This is a genomic window from Rubrivirga sp., from assembly GCF_049648075.1.
Lineage (GTDB): Bacteria > Bacteroidota > Rhodothermia > Rhodothermales > Rubricoccaceae > Rubrivirga.
The window spans coordinates 1-2,694 of record NZ_JBARYR010000735.1; the positions used below are offsets into that span (position 1 = coordinate 1).

Consider the following 2,694-nt stretch of genomic DNA (forward strand, 5'->3'; position numbering starts at 1 on the left):
GGGAGCGCCCGGCCCCCGTTGGCAGAGCGCGCGCCGCCGGGTCGTCCGGCGGCGCGTGTTGTCAACAGCTCGCACTGCTTCAGGCCTCCCGAAACGCGTCGGGGACGACCGCCCGCTCGGCGCTACCGGGACGAGCCCTATCCATCGGCCTCCTCGGACTGCAGGAGCCCAGCGGCTCGAAGACGTCGTCGGCAGGACCTCGCCAGGTGGAGCGGGCGGGGCTACCGGCCCACCGTGCAGTCCTGGCGCTCGACCTGCCTCCCCTCGAACCGCACGTCCCACCTCTCGCCCTGAAGAGCGACGATCGCAGCGGGGTTCGCGACGTCCCGCGTCCCCAGGCACGGGAGGACCGTCGTCGAGAAGACCCGCGCGCGCCGTCCGTCCGAGACGACCGAGTCGACACGGACCAGGACACTCCCGGACCCGGCCGTGCCGAGGGCGACCACGACGGCCGTCTCGGCCGCGTAGTCCACGTCCGGGAACGGCTCGTAAAACGGACCGCCCCCGTCGATCCAATACGGATTGCGGGGGTAGCCGTCCAGGAACGCCTCCTCCTCGGCCTCGCTCGAGAGAGCGACCGACGCAGGAGGGACCGGCTCACCGCCGCCGTCGGGCGTCGAGGCGTACTCCTCGAAGAACCCGCCCGACTGGAGCAGCACGCGGAAGGGGACCGGCTCACGGACCACGGGAGCGGTCGTGTCGCACGCGCTCGCAACGGCCACGGCGTGACAGAGGAGGAAGAGCGGGGCCCGCCACGGGGCGCGGTTACTCCTCATCGAACCGGACCTCGTTGACCGTGACGGCACCCAGCACGCCGTAGCCGCCCTCGACGTTCGAAGGCAGGTTGAGCGGCTCTTGGAACGGGTTGAAATCGTCGCCCGCGGGGTAGCCGAACCACGCCACTTGGTACGCTCCGAACGTCGCGTCGTCGACGGCGACGACCCAGACGGCCTCCAGCGTCGGCCCCTCGTCGTCTCGGTCGGGGTTCACGAGGTTGCCGACCGTGATCTCGAACGTCCGCTCGGCCCCGTCGAAGACCTCGTCGGTGAACGTGACGAAGTTGATCCCGTTCGTCGGGATCGTTCGGGCCGCCGTGAGCAGGACTGGATCCGTCGTCCTGTAGCTGAACTGGGTCTGGGGCACGTTGACCGTCCACGTTGTGTCTCGACACGGTGTCTCGGGCGAGTCGCAGATCCTCCTCTCCCGTGTGTAGCTCCAGGGACCGCTCACCGCCATCAAGGCATAGCGGTCGCCCGCGCCTGACAGGTCTTGCAGCGTCACCGAGACGTCGCGATCGACCCGGATCCAACCGGGAATCCGGACCTCGACGGGCGGACTGACCTCGGCTCGTACAGGCACTCGGTCGGGAACCGTCACCGACGCCTCGGCGGGGGGAAAGCCAGGCGCCGAAGCCCGGACCGCGTACGTACGCCCCGGCTCTACGACGACATCCGAGACAAACGCGCCGCACCGGGCCTCCGGCATCGGGTTCGGATCGTTGAATCGGTCGTCGCTGTTGCAGAGGCGCGGCTCGAGCCGAAGGTCGCCCGCTGACGCACCGTCCACCAGCAACTCTACTACGGCGCCATCTGGGACCGTGAACAGGTCGCTAGGCTCGAACCCCCGGCTGGCGCTGTGCGGGCTGAGGTAGCGGTCTCGGGTCGTCGTCACGCGGACCTCCACCGTCGAGTCCGCGGCCAGGACCCCGTTGATCGTCAGGGAAGGCTCGAACTCGGGGAGCGGGACGTCGTAGGTCGGTGAAAAGTCGCAGGCGCCCAGCGTCCCGGCGAGGACGGCCACGAGCAGGGCGAGGAAGAAACGTCGCATCAGAATGAGAACTGGTAGGACAGGGTCGGGAGAACAGGGAAGAGCGCGAGGCCCGTGAGCTGGCGGCGACTACCGAAGCCGTTGCCCTGCTCGAGCGACGTCATGAACGGGTTCTTCCGGTTCGTCGCGTTGTACACGTTGAGATGAAGCGCACGTGGGCGCGGCCCACGACGGAAGTGCCACGAGGCCCCGAGGTCGAGGCGGGCGTAGGCCGGGAGGCGGAACCCGTTCCGGTCACCGTAGGCCGTCTGGTCGGTGACGTCGAAGTCGTCGAACGGTCGGACCCACCCGGCCAGATCACCGTAGCCGTACGCCGGCGCTTGGTACGTGGCCTCCGGGAGCGTGACGGCGTCGCCGGTCCCGTACACGAACCCGCCCGAGATGTCGAACCTGTCCGAGAGCCGGTACCGCGCCGTGAGCGACACGTCGTGGCGCCGGTCGTAGCGGAACGGGAACCGCCGCCCCCCGTCGATCCCGTCGAACTGGCGGTCGGTCTTCGACCACGTGTAGCCGGCCCAAGCCGTCAGCCGGTCCGTCCGGTGTTGGACGAACACCTCGACCCCGAACGAGCGGCCCTCGCCGGTCTCGACCAGGTCCTGCCAGTCGTCGAACGGCGACGTGAACGCGGCCCCCTCGCGGTAGGCCACGAGCCCCCTCATCTCGCGCCAGTACCCGTCCACGGTCCACGACGTCGTCGTGCCCACCGAGCCGGCCGCTCCGAGCGCCGCCTGCCATCCACGCTGCGGGCCGACCCGGTCGGTCGCCGGGACCCACAGGTCGGCCGGCAAACCCAGGCCGCCGCCGGTCGTCAGCAGGTGGACCGGCTGCATCGTCGTGGCGAACGAGGCCTTCAGCGCCAGCCGGTCG

General features: G+C 69.9%; 3 protein-coding genes. All 3 read right to left on the reverse strand.

Features of this window, described 5'->3' with window-relative positions; translation table 11 throughout:
* Positions 1-221: 221 nt before the first annotated feature.
* The gene (locus WBA11_RS19385; RefSeq protein WP_424522273.1) at positions 222-686 is read right to left on the reverse strand and encodes a hypothetical protein; all 465 of its coding nucleotides are present in this window, start codon (positions 684-686) and stop codon (positions 222-224) included.
* A 79-nt stretch (positions 687-765) separates the two neighbouring features.
* Complete coding sequence (locus WBA11_RS19390) at positions 766-1,827, reverse strand: DUF4249 domain-containing protein (RefSeq protein ID WP_424522274.1); 1,062 nt, start codon at positions 1,825-1,827, stop codon at positions 766-768.
* Positions 1,827-2,694, reverse strand: an 868-nt coding sequence (locus WBA11_RS19395; protein WP_424522275.1) for a TonB-dependent receptor domain-containing protein, incomplete at its 5' end; no start/stop codon positions are given. The genes WBA11_RS19390 and WBA11_RS19395, both read right to left, overlap by 1 nt.